The 16,365-nt window shown below is 45.3% G+C and carries 16 protein-coding genes; 11 read left to right on the top strand and 5 right to left on the bottom strand.

Features of this window, described 5'->3' with window-relative positions; translation table 11 throughout:
- Positions 1-51: 51 nt before the first annotated feature.
- From AC27KT_RS01335 to AC27KT_RS01320, 4 genes are all read left to right on the top strand, one after another.
- Complete coding sequence (locus AC27KT_RS01335) at positions 52-780, top strand: alanine acetyltransferase (RefSeq protein ID WP_487126739.1); 729 nt, start codon at positions 52-54, stop codon at positions 778-780.
- 8 nt (positions 781-788) lie between these two features.
- Positions 789-1,289, top strand: coding sequence for a ribosomal protein S18-alanine N-acetyltransferase (rimI, locus tag AC27KT_RS01330; RefSeq protein ID WP_487126737.1), 501 nt, complete (start codon positions 789-791; stop codon positions 1,287-1,289).
- A 129-nt stretch (positions 1,290-1,418) separates the two neighbouring features.
- Positions 1,419-1,715: a 2OG-Fe(II) oxygenase gene (locus tag AC27KT_RS01325; protein ID WP_487126735.1), complete on the top strand. Its 297-nt coding sequence runs from the start codon at positions 1,419-1,421 to the stop codon at positions 1,713-1,715.
- A gap of 226 nt (positions 1,716-1,941) precedes the next feature.
- A complete protein-coding gene (locus tag AC27KT_RS01320; protein WP_487126733.1) occupies positions 1,942-2,862 on the top strand; it encodes a DMT family transporter in 921 nt (306 codons plus the stop codon).
- Positions 2,863-2,873: 11 nt separating this feature from the next.
- On the opposite strand, the gene AC27KT_RS01315 is transcribed toward AC27KT_RS01320, so the two are convergent.
- A complete protein-coding gene (locus tag AC27KT_RS01315) occupies positions 2,874-3,770 on the bottom strand; it encodes a LysR family transcriptional regulator (protein ID WP_487126731.1) in 897 nt (298 codons plus the stop codon).
- 192 nt (positions 3,771-3,962) lie between these two features.
- Here AC27KT_RS01315 and AC27KT_RS01310 point away from each other — a divergent pair, with 192 nt between their 5' ends.
- From AC27KT_RS01310 to AC27KT_RS01295, 4 genes are all read left to right on the top strand, one after another.
- Positions 3,963-5,129 (top strand): MFS transporter, encoded by a 1,167-nt coding sequence (locus AC27KT_RS01310; RefSeq protein WP_487126729.1) that lies wholly within the window; start codon positions 3,963-3,965, stop codon positions 5,127-5,129.
- 222 nt (positions 5,130-5,351) lie between these two features.
- Positions 5,352-6,188, top strand: coding sequence for a 2,5-didehydrogluconate reductase DkgB (gene dkgB / locus AC27KT_RS01305; RefSeq protein WP_487126727.1), 837 nt, complete (start codon positions 5,352-5,354; stop codon positions 6,186-6,188).
- Between the two features lie 30 nt (positions 6,189-6,218).
- Positions 6,219-6,884: an alcohol dehydrogenase catalytic domain-containing protein gene (locus AC27KT_RS01300; RefSeq protein ID WP_487126725.1), complete on the top strand. Its 666-nt coding sequence runs from the start codon at positions 6,219-6,221 to the stop codon at positions 6,882-6,884.
- Positions 6,776-7,153, top strand: a complete 378-nt coding sequence (locus AC27KT_RS01295; protein WP_487126982.1) for a zinc-binding dehydrogenase — start codon at positions 6,776-6,778, stop codon at positions 7,151-7,153. The genes AC27KT_RS01300 and AC27KT_RS01295 overlap by 109 nt, the downstream gene beginning before the upstream one ends.
- Here the strand turns inward: AC27KT_RS01295 and AC27KT_RS01290 are convergent.
- The 4 genes from AC27KT_RS01290 to AC27KT_RS01275 form a co-directional block, all read right to left on the bottom strand.
- Positions 7,148-8,905, bottom strand: coding sequence for a diguanylate cyclase (locus tag AC27KT_RS01290; RefSeq protein WP_487126723.1), 1,758 nt, complete (start codon positions 8,903-8,905; stop codon positions 7,148-7,150). The two genes, AC27KT_RS01295 and AC27KT_RS01290, sit on opposite strands and share 6 nt — an antisense overlap.
- Before the next feature lie 151 nt (positions 8,906-9,056).
- Positions 9,057-10,088 (bottom strand): DUF2955 domain-containing protein, encoded by a 1,032-nt coding sequence (locus AC27KT_RS01285; RefSeq protein WP_487126721.1) that lies wholly within the window; start codon positions 10,086-10,088, stop codon positions 9,057-9,059.
- Between the two features lie 8 nt (positions 10,089-10,096).
- The gene (locus tag AC27KT_RS01280) at positions 10,097-11,170 is read right to left on the bottom strand and encodes an HlyD family secretion protein (protein WP_487126719.1); all 1,074 of its coding nucleotides are present in this window, start codon (positions 11,168-11,170) and stop codon (positions 10,097-10,099) included.
- Positions 11,170-11,649, bottom strand: a complete 480-nt coding sequence (locus AC27KT_RS01275) for a MarR family winged helix-turn-helix transcriptional regulator (protein WP_487126717.1) — start codon at positions 11,647-11,649, stop codon at positions 11,170-11,172. Before AC27KT_RS01275 ends, AC27KT_RS01280 begins: the two co-directional genes overlap by 1 nt.
- 352 nt (positions 11,650-12,001) lie before the next feature.
- Between AC27KT_RS01275 and prfC the strand changes: the two genes are divergently transcribed.
- From prfC to AC27KT_RS01260, 3 genes are all read left to right on the top strand, one after another.
- Positions 12,002-13,591 carry a peptide chain release factor 3 gene (gene prfC, locus AC27KT_RS01270; protein ID WP_487126715.1) on the top strand — a complete coding sequence of 530 codons (1,590 nt, stop codon included), beginning with the start codon at positions 12,002-12,004 and terminating at the stop codon, positions 13,589-13,591.
- Between the two features lie 33 nt (positions 13,592-13,624).
- Complete coding sequence (argS, locus tag AC27KT_RS01265; protein ID WP_487126713.1) at positions 13,625-15,355, top strand: arginine--tRNA ligase; 1,731 nt, start codon at positions 13,625-13,627, stop codon at positions 15,353-15,355.
- A 289-nt stretch (positions 15,356-15,644) separates the two neighbouring features.
- Positions 15,645-16,211, top strand: coding sequence for an NADPH-dependent FMN reductase (locus AC27KT_RS01260; protein ID WP_014978661.1), 567 nt, complete (start codon positions 15,645-15,647; stop codon positions 16,209-16,211).
- Positions 16,212-16,365 lie beyond the last annotated feature (154 nt).

Genomic DNA, 16,365 nt, shown 5'->3' with positions numbered 1-16,365 from the left:
TAGTAAACTAAACAAATATAATGAACTATCCACGTTAGGTGTTTTTGCGCAATGTCTCTTACTTCATATCAGCAGGCGGTTTTACAAGAAATGGGGATCCCGGTTTGGATCACCAAAGACGCCTACACTGAGCTAAAGCAGGAAGACCAAGCGAAACAAAACAACGCCAATGCAACACAACGCAACGTCGGCACTGCTAGTAGTTCATTGACCCAAATTCCTTACAGCCAAAACGCTCAAACCAATAAGCCGCCTTCAACGCCAATATCTCAAGAAGAAAAGCAATCACGGCTTGCTCAGTTGCGGGCAAATGTTGGCAGTAGCGCGAAAGATAAGGCTAAGCCTAAAGACGGCGGGGCTGCAAAACTTTCCACACCTAGCGCATCGCACAATGAAGGGAAAGTAGGGCAAACCGAAACAGGCGTTTCACGGTCACACAACATTTCGCCGTCTTTCGACAATGCGGTTACCTCGCAAGAGTCTTCAACAAAGTCTATTGCCGCAAAAGGGCCGGTATCGCCTGAAGGTATCCCGTTAAGTGCCGAACAGAAAGCGAAATCACAGCAATGGCTAAAAGACTTGCAGCTAGCCTGTGTTCAGTTGGGTATACCGTCTCAGTGGGCTAGCACCATAATGATTGGCCGTACGCTATCAGTAACCGAAACAGCCATTATATTGCCAGCCACACCACTTAAACTCACAACTGTGCAAAAACGGGAGCTGTGGGCGCAGCTTATCAGCGTAGCAGGCGCATTAAACCACTCCGCTAACGGCCAGTAGTCTTGTCAATGAAATTGACCATCGTGCCGCCGCAAGGCTTCGACGAGCACATAGAACAAGCGCATGCTATCCATCAAGAGGCACAAGTGTCGCCTTGGAAACTAAGTACCTTCGCAGACTGTTTCACCAAACCCTATTACGGGGTATTCGCCTTTGATAATGACAAGATTGTTGGCTATGCCATTATGCTTGAAGTTGTTGATGAAGCTACGCTGATGGATATTGCGGTAGACAGTGGCGCTAGAGGCAAGGGCATAGGTCGCGCTTTAGTTGATTTTGTCATTGAGACATCGGTGAAAAATGCAATGCGTGAAATGTGGCTAGAAGTGCGTGAAAGTAATGATACTGCTATTGCGCTTTACGAGAGCTCTGGGTTTGAGCATATAGAAACCCGCAAAAACTATTACACCGTAAAAAGTAATGATGACGGGAATGACAAGAGTAATGGAAACAGCGCACAAAAAGAAAACGCTAAAATCATGAAGTGGACAAACCCCACCTTAGCTTAGTTTTTGTATCCCTAGGCATATGCGTTTCGCGTATATCAAAGCACTATCTGAACTCAGCATACGCTTCCCAGCTTATAGCAGCGCGTGTTTAAATCGCATCACGTTCTCTTCACCTAAGGTAGAATCAGCATGGCTAATGTGCTCAACAAAGCGATAGTCTCTTCAAAGCGATTTGCTATTAATGTGGTTACCTACAAAGAGGGTCATAGAGTGTTAGAACATAATGACCCTATGGGCAGCGGCCGTTACTTTAAGTTCAATGTGGTGCTTAAAAAGCCGGAGCGGGGCGGCCAATTCTGGGCGGAGAAAGTCATCTTTAGTCTCTTCAACCGCATTTACTTTTTTCGGCCAGATAAATACATGCATAGCGTTAGCAAAATAGAAAAGGGCGAGAGGAAGCTTTTGTCCGTAGCGTTGTACGTGTAAGTCATATTTCTTAAGGTCAGTGTGTGACATGTACAGCAAAGTTTCCACCCTGATCTAGAAAGTTGACCATTTGGTCTATAAATTGTGTTGTAACATGGTCTGGCAGGTTCCAATCTTCTGCCAATTCACTTATATTTGCGCCCGTAAAATTCCTCACCTACATTCACCTCTCTCGGTGGGGAAATATCTCTTAACGCAATTTGTGCAATTGGATTTTTTAAAACGCATGTCTTCATTATCTTTGGCGGAAAAAGAGCAATCAAAAGGTATAAAAATGCTTTTGGTTGCGGTGTTGTGCTTAGGGCTTAACTGGCCAGGTATGAAATTAGGACTAGAGATAGTTGGCCCTGTATGGATGGTGTGCCTGCGCTTTTTGTTAAGTCTTCCTGTACTTGCGCTGTTTGTAGTTATCACCAAAAAACGTTTACCGGTGCTCAACCGTAAAGATCGCTCGGTGGTGTTTGTCGTTGCGTTTTTCCAGTTTATCTTATCAATGGGGCTTATTACTGTCTCGCTGCAGTTTATCCCTGCGGGCACGGCCAGTATTCTTATTTACACCACACCGCTTTGGATGCTGCTTATCGACACTCTATGGTATCGACAACGCCCGCCTTCTAAGCGATTAATCCTTACCGGTATATCTACCATTGGCTGTGCAATGATTTTATTTGCTTCGGGACAACCGGGCGCATGGCTACCGCTCTTTGGTATGTTGCTGGCATCTGCATTGTGGGCGGTCGCTATTCGAAGAGTGTCTTTTCACAAGTGGAAGGGAAGCGTCATTGAAGCTGTCTTCTGGCAGTTTACCATCGCGGGTTTCGCCATGCTTGCCATTGCACTGATGGTTGAGCCTACACCTAATTTTGGGGCTTACGATATAAGCGATTGGTTGTTACTGACGTATATTGGCCCAGTGGCAACAGGTCTCGGTTTTGGCCTTATGGTAGCGGCGGGGCCTAAATTGCCACCAGATAAAATTGTTCTTATTAGTACACTCACTCCGATAGTGGGCTATGTAAGCTCTGTGATATTGCTTAAAGAAACGCTACTGCCTATGGTTATGGCCGGCGCAATATTGATGATAGCAGCGCTTATCGTTAATGGTCTTCCAAAAAGCGCGCTTAAAAAGATACTAGGTCAACGCTAAACAAAGGTGAGTTAAAGGGTTAGTCGCGGCTGTATAAAATCCAAAAACGCAGAGATACGAGACGATACTGCGCTATTTTTGTAGTACACCGCTTGTACCGACTCTCTGCGGTTTGGGCTGACGATGTCGTCACGAAATAGCTCTACCAGCGTGCCAGCGCTGATATCCTTGTGTACCATAAAGTGAGAAAGTAACGCGATACCTTGACCTGCCAAGCACAGCTGGCGAATAGTTTCGCCGCTTGAGGCACGAAGACTGTACTGCAAGTTAATATCTTGTTTGAGCGGCCATTTATTTAGACTTGTTGAGTCGCTAAAGCCAATCAGTTTATGTTTGTTTAGCGTGCTAATTCCACCTTCGTCTTCAGAGATGGGATATTTTTCAAGATACTGTGGGCTTGCCACAATATGCAGCTTACTTTTTCCTAAACGTCTGGCGTGCAAGTTAGAGTCGCTTAAATCACCAATACGTATTGCGATATCGGTTTTATGTTCCAACAGGTCGATAATGCTGTCGTGACTGGTGATATCAAGTGTTATGTCAGGAAACGCTTCTCGAAATTCACCCACTAACGGCGCTAGCTGGTGGAACACAAACGGGCTCGCAGCATCAACCCGAAGTTTTCCAGAAGGGGCCCGCTTTAATAGCCGTAATGCTTCTTCACCTTTTTCTAATATATTTAGCCCGTCTCTGGCATATTGCAGGAAAAGCTCACCTTCTTCTGTTAATTCCAGCCGTCTGGTAGTGCGATTCAATAGAGTTACATCTAAGCCATCTTCAAGGCGGGTAATCGCTCTACTAACTTTTGCAACCTGCTGATTGAGTAGATTGGCGGCACTGGAAAAACTACCTGTATCCACAACGGTTAGGAAGGCTTCTAAATCTTCAGTTTTTGATGAGACTGGCATCGCACACCTTATATTTTCAAATATCGCAAAAGTATTTTGTCATTAGTGCTGTTTTTTGCAAATAAATTTATCGTCAAACTGTACGCACTTTATTAATGGTTTTCAAAAAACGGTGTAGTTGTTCGTTATAGAAGCCAGTGTTGGCGTTGTTAATCAAGCCATCTCGTTAATTACTTTTTGAGGATAATTGAAATGCCTATTGCATTATTTGCGTTAACGTTAAGTGCGTTTGCTATTGGCACAACAGAGTTCGTGATAGTGGGGCTTGTCCCCACCATTGCTACTGATCTTGGCGTTACGTTACCGAGCGCAGGCTTACTTGTGAGCTTGTACGCCGTTGGTGTTGCCGTTGGCGCACCGGTTCTTACCGCCCTTACGGGAAAGTGGAATAGAAAGCATGTTCTACTTAGCTTAATGGCGCTATTTGTGGCTGGTAATATTCTTGCTTGGCAAGCGCCTAGCTACGAGAGCTTAATTTTAGCTCGCATTTTGACAGGCTTAGCGCACGGTGTGTTCTTTTCCATAGGGTCAACTATTGCTACAGGGCTAGTGGCGAAAGAAAAAGAAGCCAGTGCTATTGCCATTATGTTTACGGGCTTAACCGTAGCCTTGGTTACTGGCGTACCTTTGGGTACCTGGATTGGTCAAAACTTCGGTTGGAGAGCAACCTTCCTTGTGGTGTCTGCGCTTGGCACACTTGCGCTAATTGGCAGTGCGTTGCTGGTACCGAACAATCTTAAAGAAAGTAAACCGGCCACCTTGAGTGAACAAATGAGGGTGTTGGTTCAGCCTCGTCTGGTATTAGTGTATCTAATGACGATATTGGGCTATGGCGGCACATTTACGGCATTCACCTATCTCGCTCCTATATTGCAGGAAGAGGCGGGGTTTGCGCCCTCAGCCATCAGCTTAATTATGCTGGTTTACGGTGTATCTGTCGCGGTAGGCAATATTTATGGCGGCAAGCTTGCTGACAAAAAAGGCCCAATCCGCGCGTTAACTATCATCTTTTCAGCCCTTGCAGTCATCTTGTTTGCCCTGACGTTTACCATGGGCAGTAAAGTTGCCGCAGTGATCACCGTTTTAGTGTGGGGCGCCTTTGCCTTTGGCAATGTTCCAGGACTTCAGGTGTACGTTGTTCAATTAGCAGAGAAGTTTACCCCTAATGCTGTTGATGTGGCGTCAGGTTTAAATATTGCGGCATTCAACATTGGCATAGCTGTGGGCTCAATTCTGGGTGGTGCAATTGTAGATGGTATGCAGTTATCTGATACCGCGTGGATTGGTGCAATTATTTCTGTTGCAGCATTACTTGTCACACGTTACAGCGGCTATTTAGACAAACGCGCACAAGCTTGAGCGACGAAGCGCCCATAAAACGCCACCGATTCGGAGTTGAAACTGGTGTAAATGGGCTTATCAAAGAATGCTAACACAAGAGCTTTTGCAATGAAGGAAGCGGGGGATCATATTGGCCTGCACTTCAGACGTAATACGCAACCAGTAGAAGTCGCGATGCAGCGCATTGCTGACAACGTATTACCTCACTTTCATAAATAACGGAACCAACAAGGAGGCATCATGCCGAATGTAAATCAGTCACAATCTAAAATTCCTTCGCTAGGTGTAGGCACGTTTCGCTTAAAAGACGATGAAGCCTATAACAGCGTGACAATGGCACTTGAAGTGGGTTTCCGTCACATTGATACGGCGCAAATTTACGGCAATGAAGAAGCGGTAGGTCGCGCTATTAAAGACGCTATTGCAAACAATCTTGTTGCACGCGAAGACCTTTACGTCACCACCAAGGTGTGGAATGACAAGCTGAATAGAGCAAGCTTTGTGGATAGCGTAAAAGAGAGTTTGGAAAAGCTTCAACTGTCGTACGTTGACCTACTACTTATTCATTGGCCGTCACCGGAAAACGGCGAAAGCATGGAAGAGTACCTAGGTGAATTGCTGCGCGCTAAGGAACTGGGACTAACAAAAGAAATTGGTATTTCTAACTTTACCGTGGCACAAATTGAAGAAGCGGTGAGTATCTTGGGCGAGGGCGTTATTTCCACGAATCAGGTAGAGGTACACCCTTATCTTACTAATGAAAAAGTGCGTGCAGCCTGTGAGAAACACGGTATCACAGTCACAGGATATATGCCGTTTGCTGTTGGTAAAGTGCTAAAAGACGAGACCATCATTGCGATTGCAGATAAGCACGGCGTGAGCACTGCTGAGGTAGTGGTAGCCTGGGAGCTGGCTCATGGTTTAGTCACTATTCCATCGTCGACCAAGCGCAAAAATCTGGAAACCAATTTCAAAGCCCTTGAACTTACCTTAGACGCTGACGATATCGCAAAGATTGACGCGCTAGACTGTGGTGACCGTCAAGCTAACCCAGATTTTTCACCTGCGTGGGACTAATCGGAAGAATCACCTTGTTAAGGAGCTTTTATGCAAGCTAACGTTTGGCAATTTGAACAAGCTGGCGCAGCACTGATACAAAACGTACAAGAGTTTTCTGAGCCGGAGGCAGGGCGTATTATTGTGCGCAACTATGCTATTGGCATTAACCCAGTTGACTGGAAGTTTATCGATGATAACCCGCGCGATTGGGAAAAAGGGCATATTCCCGGTGTGGACGGTGCGGGTGTGGTTGTAGCTATAGGTGAGGGCGTTGATAACAGTCTATTGGGTAAGCGTGTGGCTTACCATCATAGCCTAGGTGAAAACGGAAGCTTTGCCGATCACAGTGAAGTGTATGCTAGCCGTGTAATGGTTTTGCCAGAAAGCGTTGATTTTGCACTCGCTGCTGCGTTGCCATGTCCAATGCTTACTGCCTGGCAAGCGTTCAGTAAAGTGCCGGTCCGAAAGGGGGCTGACGTGTTAATCAGCGGTATGGGCGCCGTTAACAAATTGCTGGCGCAAATGCTTTCTCAGGCCGGTTTTAATGTACATGTTATCTCAGGGAGCTTTTCGCAAGAGCAAGCCGGTGAGATGGGCGTAAAGCCATCCATCGCGGTAAACCTGAAGGGCAAACCTTTTACGCGGTATTCGACGCGAATGGAGCAGACTATGCGGCGTCGCTTGTGCCGCTTCTTGAAGCCAATGGGCACGTAATAAGTATTTTAGGCAGGATTGAAGAGCCTGTTGATGCGCCTTTTACGCGCACTATTTCTTATCATGAAATAGCCCTAGGCGCGCTGCATGATTATGGCGATTTAGCGCAGTGGCAGCGTTTGGTGAAAGACGGTGAGGCTCTACTTGAACAAGTTGCTGCGCAAACGTTGGTTGTCGAAATACCTAGCGTGTTTGACTTCGATAATTTGAACGAGGCGCTACAATTTTCAAAAGAAGATAAGCGAAAAGCGGTGGTTACGGTGTCATAAAGCCGGAACGATTAGGTTTCTTCCTTTATCTTTAGCAACGTAGAGGGCTTTATCAGCTCGCCTAAAGGCTTCGACAATATCGTCGGAGCCTTTACATAATGTCCAACCTATACACGCTCCTAACTTCCTGTCATTAATCGATGCGATGGCTAATTGGTTTATAGCACAGTGAAGGGCTTCCAATTGCTTTGCAAATTCCTCGGCTTCGCTAGACTGGTTATAATTAGGCTGTGTGACGCGCTTTGCGATGGCAAACTCTTCTCCACCATAGCGTGCTGCTATTTGCCCCTCATTATTAAGTGGCGCAAGAATGTTAGCAATGCCCTTTAGTACTTCGTCACCGACATCGTGCCCAAACGTATCGTTAATACTTTTAAAGTGATCTAGGTCAATTAGCGCAATGGCTAGCACGTCATGATCGTGTAAGGTTTTATCAAACGTATTGTCTACAAACATATCTAGCGTACGCCGATTGGGCAATTCGGTTAAACTGTCTTTGGAAGCCAACTCTGCCAGGGTGCTATTTGTTTTTTCAAGCGCTAGGGTACGCTCTCTTACCAACGCTTCTAATTTAGATGCTTGCTCACTTTTTAATAGTGCAGCTTCTTTTTGTGCGTCTCTTTCTCTTTGCACAACTTTCACCATGTAGCTTGCGGTAAGTGCGACCATAAATAGGCATGTCATAACTAGCCCAGTCATAAAGGTGGCAACGGGCTCTAGGTAAAGGTCAACCTCAAAAAGAGCAATGACGGTCAAAATAAGCGTACTGACGGTCACGGGAAGCATGGCGGCAGCAAGCCATTTGGCTCTGTCAGAGCCCCGCTTATGCTCTACGAAGATAACAATACCCGCTATCAGTATGTAAGGGAAAAAGAGGACAACAGGAAGCTTTAAAGCAATATCTAACCCCACCGTTTGCCAAAGTAAAATACCCATAAAAGGCAGCACTATGCAAAAACGTTTAACCGTATTTGCCCCGTACACTTCATGGTTGTCTCTGGCCAGTGTCTGAAACAATACCCAAAAGGCGGTAATCAAAACAGAGTAAATACTTACAGCATAGCTAATGTCGTTCAAACTTGGTGTATTGGGCCACAGTAGTTCAAATGCATAGCCAAAAACTCGGAAGAACCAAAACGTTGTGGCAAAGATAAATGACGCAAAGCTAAGAAAAACTAAATTGCGGCTAGCAATAAAACCCAATGTACAAAGAACAGTAAGCAGCCCCATTGCGCCGAAAAACGCCATATCACGCTGCAAGGTTTTCATATACAAATTACTGTAATATTCCGGTGTAGCAACAGAGAAACTGTATCTAAGTATTTCGCCTGACATGCTGCCGGTGAACTCGGTGTAAGACAAAGGCTGCAATACAGACGGGAAGTGATAGTTGGGCGTGTTAACCGCACGAGTGCTGTAAGGTGTATCGTCTCCCGTTTCCCATTGATAGGTACCGTCGGTGACGGCGAGTGTTTTAATTGCAGGAAAGCTTATTGAAAACCAGACTGGAACCTGCGTATCTAATTGGTTATAAATACGAACTTTAAAATGCAAGTACTGTGAAGGCGATCTTTCTATAACATCAGCGCTATAAAACCACTGTTCACTGCCTGTAAGTACAGCAGAGTTGCTTACTGCAAAAACGGTATCGCTGTCTAAAGAGAGCATAGACTGTGGATCATTGAAACTAGCTGCGCTAGCGGTTTGGCAAACACATGCTATCACAAGCCATGCGAACAATATTCGCAGCATTCATCGTCCTTGTAGTGTTGGTCATTTCTTGTCTAAAAATCAATATAGCACATTGTTTAAAATGTAAGCCTTCAAAAGATAAAACAAAATTACATAATCATCATCTTATATTTTTAGAGCACTGTTCAAGTCTAGCCTGTTATAAGCAAGATCAAGAAAATGTGTGATGCCGGGTAGATTGGTATTGATTCAGTAGGCCATGCACAAAAAAAATAGCACATAGGCTCAATGCTATAGCTACGACAACGGACGAAAAGCGATAAAGCGCACTGTATATAATATCTTGTTGGGGGGAAAGTGACTGTCCATATAAGATACCAAAGGTGGTTAGTACGCCAAAGCCGGTCCCTGCGCCCCCACCGTTCAGCACGTGCTGCCGACTTATAAAAAAGACCAATATCCACAGGCTAAAACTAGCGAAAAATAATGTATCGCTATAATTCAGCAAAACCAGCTGGGCGAGCAGGGCAAGATTACACCCAATTAAGGTGCCTATTGCTCGCTGCCAACCACTCATAGTGGCCCCTTTCCAGCAAAGAGGGAAAAGAATCAGTACGCTTGCTGCTTGCGCCGAAATAGAATCAACTAAATCGAAGGTTTGAAACACAGCAAAAGATAACGTAGCTACTGTAGTGCATAGTATGACTTCGTGTCGGATGCTCGCTTGGTCTTTAGATAACCTAGGCGTTGGCGTTCGCGGTGCTCTATCAGGAAATATCAGGTGCAAGACAAAAGCGATGGCTAAAGCAAGTAAAATTGCGCCAATATTTGAAATCACCAACGGGTAAATGTCTATTCCATCGTTACTGTAACTTGCGAAGTGTAATTGTAACGACAGCCCAACAAGAGAAAATGCGCCAAACAAAAACAATGTACCCTTACTCATTTGCCAAAATAAAAAAGCAAAGGTTGCTGCGATTAATGGTGTAATAAGCAGCGGATGGGTGCCAAACAAACCATACACTACTAGCACAATCATTGCCGGGAACACGGTCGCTGCAAGAAACTGTCTTATTATGTGCCCATTTAAAACAGCTACCAGCCCTAACAATAAGATGGGATAAAGGGTAAAAAATATTGGGTTCGGCCAGTCCATCGCCTTAGATATCGTAAACCCGAGAGTCGCGCCGCTGGCAATCCTAAGCATCTGTTGGAAATCGTTTTCACTGAGGTGTGTTTTCATAACCTGCTTTAGTAGATGTAATGCAATAAACTGATAAAGCGAATTTGTGCATTCGCGACAAAACTTTCTATAGGGTTATTAGGAACAATTTGAACCGTCGCCCGGGCACCACTCGTCAGATGGTTTAATGGTGCTTCACTTTCTTCTAAGCTGATGTGAACACGCTGGCGCTGCGCGTCACGCACCCATCGGTTCGATTTTTCAACTGCGGCTAGCGTACCGTTTGCTGACAGTTGGCCATCACTAACGCCAGCCTCGAAATCTTCCACCTGCGCCGAAAAGACCTTCCCAGGTATCGCATCAAAAACAACTTTAGCACGCACGCCTTTCTTTACATTGATTAGCGACTTTTCTCTAAAGTCAGCAACCAGGTCAAGCCTATTATCTACAACAGATGCAAGGGGAGCGCTTTGTTTGGCATAGGTTCCTTTTGTCACCTGCATATTTGCCATAATACCGTCGTGTGGAGCCTTTATTCTGGTGTATGCCAGATTTAATTCGGCAAGATTTTGCGCGTTGCGGGCTTCTCGATATTTGAGGTTACGATCTCCTCTTTCTCCTCTAGCAACAATTTGCTGGTTTAATTCAGCTTTAAGTGCGCTTAATTCAGCCTCGGCGCTTTGAAGTTGAGCGTTAGCTTTATCCACGTCTTGTTGAGAAACCACGTTGCTTTCAATTAGGGTGTTCAACCGTTGATAATCACTTTTGCGCTCTACGAGTGTGGCAGTCGCGGCTGCTATTCTTGCCTTCATTGCTTCTGCTTGGGCGTCAATTTGAGCGTTTTCTTGTGCCACATTTGCTAAGTCAATCTGCGCTTTTTCAAGCGCAATATGGTAGGGTGTATCGTCAATCTCGAACAATACTTGCCCTTTTTTAACATATTGGTTATTGCTAACTAATACTTTAGTGATTGGGCCATTTAGCTGAGGTGATATTTGTGTAACATGATGGTATACCCTTGCCTGAGGTGTCATTGGCATGCGGATATCAGCAACTACAAAATATACAAAACAGGCAGCAAAGGCTACTAACGCCAGTTTTACGTACCTTGCAAAAGCTTGGTCGGGTGTTCTTTCACTCACTAATTCGCCTCCAGAAGCCGAACGGCATTTTGCTCAATTTTGTTAATACATAGAGCCATTGTATTTAGCTCTTCATCGGATATACCTGCATAGACCTCATCCCGCAGCGCGGCTAGCGTGCTTTCAATATCGTTCATACGGCCTTTTCCCATTGGTGTGAAATAAAGCAAACGGCTTCGCTTATCGTTGTCATCAACAATACGCTTGATCAAACCCGCGGTTTCCAATTGCTTGATTGTTCTAGTCAGACTCGGCATCTCTATTTCAAGACTTTCTGCTAATGTTTGTTGGGTACATCCTTCGCCAAGCAAAGCCATATGAATCATCACACGCCATCTCGATTCAGTGAGGTCAAGGTGGGCTACAGATTTAGTGACCGTTTTTCTGCACGTTCTTGAAGTACGTGCAAACAGCGCAATTAAGTGAAGCGGCATAGGTTCTGAAAACATCATCATAATACCTGTTGAAATACTTAGCATGCTAAGTATTTTATTTTCTTAGCATGCTAAGTAAATGGCTATGGGACGAGTAGGTTAATAAGTTCGTCGAGCGCCTACGTAAAGGTTTTCGTTAAATTGAATGATAAAAACTTGAAGGCATCTTTGAAATTAAACCGTAGATTCATTTAACCCGTTATGAGGCAGATGCTACGTAATTTCGCTCTACTGTTACGGCCAGTAAAATGCTAAAATCCGCGCAATTAATTACCAAGCCGTATCAAGCGTTTCAACGCAATATACAATTTGCGCGGACAAGCATTGCTTATCCGGTGTAAAACGCGCCTGTAAGTTATTGGTTTACAGGGATAATAGATAACGAAGATAAGTATTGATGTCAGATAAGAAACTTCTAGAAGAGATTAAAAAGCGACGTACGTTCGCAATCATATCGCACCCGGATGCGGGTAAAACCACCATTACTGAAAAAGTATTGTTGTTCGGACGTGCTCTTCAGACCGCCGGTACTGTAAAAGGTAAAAAATCAGGTCAGCATGCTAAGTCTGACTGGATGGAAATGGAAAAAGAACGTGGTATCTCAGTAACTACCTCGGTGATGCAGTTTCCTTATAGTGACCACTTGGTAAACCTGCTGGATACCCCCGGACACGAAGACTTCTCTGAAGATACCTATCGTACACTAACAGCCGTTGACTCATGCCTTATGGTTATCGACGCCGCAAAAGGTGTAGAAGACAGAACCCGAAAGCTTATGGAAGTTACTCGTTTGCGCGATACGCCGATTGTGACTTTCATGAACAAGCTTGACCGCGATATCCGCGACCCTATGGAACTGCTTGATGAAGTTGAAACCGAGCTTGATATCCTGTGTGCACCAATCACTTGGCCAATTGGCTGCGGTAAGAGTTTTAAGGGTGTATATCACCTTCACCGCGATGAAACGATTTTGTACCAAAGTGGTCAAGGCCACACTATCCAAGACGTGCGCATCATCAAAGGGTTAGATAATCCTGAGTTAGATACTGCCGTAGGAAGTGATCTTGCTGAAACCTTACGTGACGAGCTAGAGCTTGTACGCGGTGCATCTAACGAATTCGAACAAGAGCTTTTCTTGGAAGGCCAGCTAACGCCAGTATTTTTCGGTACAGCATTAGGTAACTTTGGTGTTGATCATATGCTTGACGGTTTGGTTGAGTGGGCACCAGCGCCTCTTGGCCGCGAAACCGAAGAAGGGGCTATCGAAAGTACCGATGGTAAGTTCAGTGGCTTCGTATTTAAAATTCAGGCCAACATGGACCCGAAACACCGTGACCGCATCGCGTTTTGTCGTATTGTGTCGGGCAAGTACGAAAAAGGCATGAAAATGCGCAACAGTCGTTTAGGTAAAGATGTGCGTATTTCTGATGCATTAACCTTCTTGGCTGGTGATCGTTCACTGCTAGAAGAAGCGTATGCCGGCGATATCATTGGCCTTCACAACCACGGTACCATTCGTATAGGAGACACCTTCACGTCAGGCGATAACTACCGCTTTACGGGTATTCCAAACTTTGCTCCTGAGCTATTTAAACGCATCCGCCTGAAAGATCCGCTTAAGCAAAAGCAGCTGCTTAAAGGACTGATCCAGCTTTCTGAGGAAGGGGCGGTACAGGTGTTTAGACCGCTTGCCAACAACGATTTGATTGTGGGCGCAGTAGGTGTGCTTCAGTTTGACGTAGTTGTCGCTCGCTTGAAAGCCGAATACAACGTAGACGCGCTTTATGAGCATATTAACGTAAGTACTGCCCGCTGGGTTTACTCTGACAATGAGAAGAAGCTTGATGAATTTCGCCGTAAAGGTGAGCAAAACCTTGCACTAGATGGCGGCGATAACCTGACGTACATCGCACCTACTATGGTGAATTTACAGCTAGCGCAAGAGCGCTACCCTGATATCCAGTTCAAGAATACGCGCGAAAATTAAGCTAATAAAGATTAAATAAAGACACAATATATTATGAATATACATGCACTATTAGTTAACCGTTTTACTGAAGCTCTACAAGAAATGGGCGTAGAAAATGCGCCGGTGCCAGTTTCGCGCAGCGCTCGACCTGAATTTGGTGAGTATCAGTTTAACGGCGCGATGGCGCTTGCTAAGCAGCTTAAGCAAAAGCCGCGCGATATCGCAGAGAAAATTGTTGAGACTGTAAAGCTCGACGATATTGCCAGCAAGCTAGAAGTGGCGGGCCCTGGTTTTATCAACGTTCATTTAAATGACGGATGGCTGTCTAATCAGTGTGAGTTGTCGCTAACCGACCCACGTTTAGGTATTGCTAAGTCAAAAGAGCAAAACATTGTAGTCGATTACTCATCGCCTAACCTGGCCAAAGAAATGCACGTAGGTCACCTGCGTACTACCATCATCGGCGACGCTGTGGTTAAAGTACTTGAGTTCTTGGGGCACAACGTTATTCGTCAAAATCACATGGGCGACTGGGGCACACAGTTCGGTATGTTGCTGGCGCACCTATCAGACAAGCTGGAAGATGAAGTGGCTGAAACTGCGTTATCTGATCTTGAAGACTTTTACCGCGAAGCCAAAGTACGCTTTGACGAAGAAGATGGTTTTGCCGACCGCGCCCGTGAATACGTAGTTAAGCTGCAGGGTGGTGACGCTCAGTGTCTGGCGCTGTGGGAAAAGTTCATTGATGTGTCTATTGCTCACTCTGAAGAAGTGTACGACAAGCTAAACGTAAGCCTTACCCGTAAAGATATTATGGGTGAGTCGGCGTATAACAACGATCTAGCCAACGTAATCAGCGACCTTAAAGCGAAAGGTCTTGCAGTAGAAGATCAAGGTGCACAGGTAGTATTTATTCCTGAACTTGCCGATAAAGAAGGGAACCCAGCGGTTTACATTGTTCAAAAATCCGGTGGTGGATACCTGTACGCAACGACTGACCTTGCGGCAATGCGCTATCGCAGCGGCAAACTAAACGCTGACCGTACGCTGATTCTTACTGACGCGCGTCAGGCACTGCACTTCAAGCAAACTGAAATTGTGGGCCGTAAAGCGGGCTTTATGAAAGAAGAGCAAACTTACGAGCATTGCCCGTTTGGTATGATGCTAGGCAGTGACGGTAAGCCATTTAAAACCCGTACTGGCGGTACGGTTAAACTGGTCGAATTGCTTGATGAAGCCGTTGAGCGTGCGGGTAAGTTAATTGCTGAGCGCGACAACAATTTAAGTGAAGACGAACTTAAAGAAGTTGCAAGAAAGGTAGGTATTGGGGCAGTGAAATACGCTGACCTGTCTAAGAACCGCACAACTGATTACATGTTCAACTGGGACTCTATGCTAAGCTTTGAAGGTAATACAGCGCCGTATCTGCAATACGCCTATACCCGTGTGAAAAGCTTGTTCAGAAAAGCGGGTGTGGATATGGCCACCATGCCAGTAGATATCAATATTGCTGAGAAACAAGAGCACACGCTAGCCGTATTACTTATGCAGTTTGAAGAGGTGATTGGTACAGTATCTCGTGAAGCCACGCCTCATGTACTGTGTACTTACCTCTATGATGTGGCTTCAGCATTTATGTCATTCTATGAAGCCTGCCCGATGTTAAAAGACGGTATTGAGCCAGCTGTACGCGATAGCCGTCTAGCCTTGTCAGCTCTGGTTGCCAAGACGCTAGAGCAAGGATTAACGCTACTTGGTATTGAAACACTAGAAAAAATGTAGTGTTCGCGGTACAACATACATATTGATAACAAAGAGGCTGACATTGATTGTCAGCCTTTTTTTTATACGAAACATAATCGTCAACCCTACAACGCTCGTTTGCGCTAATCGTGACCCTTCTACCAGTGGGCATAGATAATTGCGGACTCAGCGAGATTTAAAATGTTCGTAATCGCGGCGTGTAACCGCAGGTAAAGTGGTATTACATTTCGATTAGAACCGACAGGGCGATAGCTTCCTATAAATCAGACAACTAGAACACTACTTAAATTAACGACAGGAAACTCAAATGACTAAGATCCTTGCATTTGCAGGTAGTACCCGCAAAGGTTCATTCAATCAAGCTATTATGAAAGTTGCCGCAGAGGGCGCACGTGAGGCTGGAGCAGAGGTTACCGTTATAGACCTGGCTGACTTTCAAATGCCGTTGTTTAATGAAGATGAGGAAGCCGAGTTTGGTATGCCTGAAAAAGCACAGGCGTTCAAGGAATTGCTAATGAGCCATGATGGCTTTCTTATTGCTTCACCAGAATACAACTCAAGCTATCCCGCACTGCTAAAGAATGCCATCGACTGGGCGTCGCGCATGGGGGAAGGCGAAAAGCCATTACAAGCCTATCGCGGTAAGGTGGCTGGAATTATGGCTGCGTCTGCTGGTGGGCTAGGCGGCATGCGCGTGCTGGTGGTACTGAGAATGTTACTTGAAAATCTGGGTACTATGGTGCTGCCGAATCAAAAAGCTATCGCGAAGGTAAATACGCTTATGGAAGATGGCGCAATTACGGATGAAAAGACGATTAAGCAGCTTAAAAATTTGGGTAAAGAAACTGCCGAGTTGGCGGGTAAAGTGTCTTAGATGTGAGCGACCTTGCTAGAGTAACCCCAAGGGGACTCTAGCTTACCAGTCAATAAGACAGTTTATACATTCGTCCATGAAAGTGCCCTGAAATGTTGTGTAGTGGATGCGCGTGCCAATTAGGTTCGCTGGACACAGCCTTGGCATTTGTCTA

The organism is Alteromonas sp. 5NW40-0090, from assembly GCF_057552975.1.
Note: the sequence above shows the minus strand (reverse complement) of the source record. Positions and strands in the feature narration are given on the sequence as shown.

Coding starts and splice junctions, on each gene's coding strand:
- prfC (WP_487126715.1), top strand. CDS start 12,002: ATGTCAGATAAGAAACTTCTAGAAGAGATTAAAAAGCGACGTACGTTC.
- rimI (WP_487126737.1), top strand. CDS start 789: ATGAAATTGACCATCGTGCCGCCGCAAGGCTTCGACGAGCACATAGAA.
- AC27KT_RS01260 (WP_014978661.1), top strand. CDS start 15,645: ATGACTAAGATCCTTGCATTTGCAGGTAGTACCCGCAAAGGTTCATTC.
- AC27KT_RS01290 (WP_487126723.1), bottom strand. CDS start 8,905: ATGCTGCGAATATTGTTCGCATGGCTTGTGATAGCATGTGTTTGCCAA.
- AC27KT_RS01300 (WP_487126725.1), top strand. CDS start 6,219: ATGCAAGCTAACGTTTGGCAATTTGAACAAGCTGGCGCAGCACTGATA.
- AC27KT_RS01325 (WP_487126735.1), top strand. CDS start 1,419: ATGGCTAATGTGCTCAACAAAGCGATAGTCTCTTCAAAGCGATTTGCT.
- AC27KT_RS01275 (WP_487126717.1), bottom strand. CDS start 11,649: ATGCTAAGTATTTCAACAGGTATTATGATGATGTTTTCAGAACCTATG.
- dkgB (WP_487126727.1), top strand. CDS start 5,352: ATGCCGAATGTAAATCAGTCACAATCTAAAATTCCTTCGCTAGGTGTA.
- AC27KT_RS01310 (WP_487126729.1), top strand. CDS start 3,963: ATGCCTATTGCATTATTTGCGTTAACGTTAAGTGCGTTTGCTATTGGC.
- AC27KT_RS01285 (WP_487126721.1), bottom strand. CDS start 10,088: ATGAAAACACACCTCAGTGAAAACGATTTCCAACAGATGCTTAGGATT.
- AC27KT_RS01335 (WP_487126739.1), top strand. CDS start 52: ATGTCTCTTACTTCATATCAGCAGGCGGTTTTACAAGAAATGGGGATC.
- argS (WP_487126713.1), top strand. CDS start 13,625: ATGAATATACATGCACTATTAGTTAACCGTTTTACTGAAGCTCTACAA.
- AC27KT_RS01315 (WP_487126731.1), bottom strand. CDS start 3,770: ATGCCAGTCTCATCAAAAACTGAAGATTTAGAAGCCTTCCTAACCGTT.
- AC27KT_RS01320 (WP_487126733.1), top strand. CDS start 1,942: ATGTCTTCATTATCTTTGGCGGAAAAAGAGCAATCAAAAGGTATAAAA.